Source organism: Pseudomonas aestuarii, assembly GCF_027988105.1.
GTDB classification, from domain to species: Bacteria; Pseudomonadota; Gammaproteobacteria; order Pseudomonadales; family Pseudomonadaceae; genus Aquipseudomonas; species Aquipseudomonas aestuarii.
In genome coordinates, this window is the sequence record NZ_JAQJZJ010000060.1 from 1 (window position 1) to 209 (window position 209).

The following is a 209-nucleotide window of genomic DNA, read 5'->3' on the forward strand; positions in this document are numbered from 1 at the left end:
CTCGCCGGCTTCCGCATGCCGATCGAGTCGCACCCGCTGCAGGCGCTGGTGTCCGAGCCGATCAAGCCGATCATCGACAGCGTCATCATGTCCAACGCGGTACACGGCTATATCAGCCAGTCGGACAAGGGTGACCTGGTCATCGGTGCCGGTATCGACGGTTACGTCGGTTACGGCCAGCGCGGTTCCTACCCGACCATCGAGCACAC

General features: G+C 63.2%; 1 pseudogene. It reads left to right on the forward strand.

Annotation, left to right across the window (positions count from 1 at the left end):
- Window positions 1-209: pseudogene (locus PH586_RS23565) on the forward strand (sarcosine oxidase subunit beta); the annotation flags it as partial.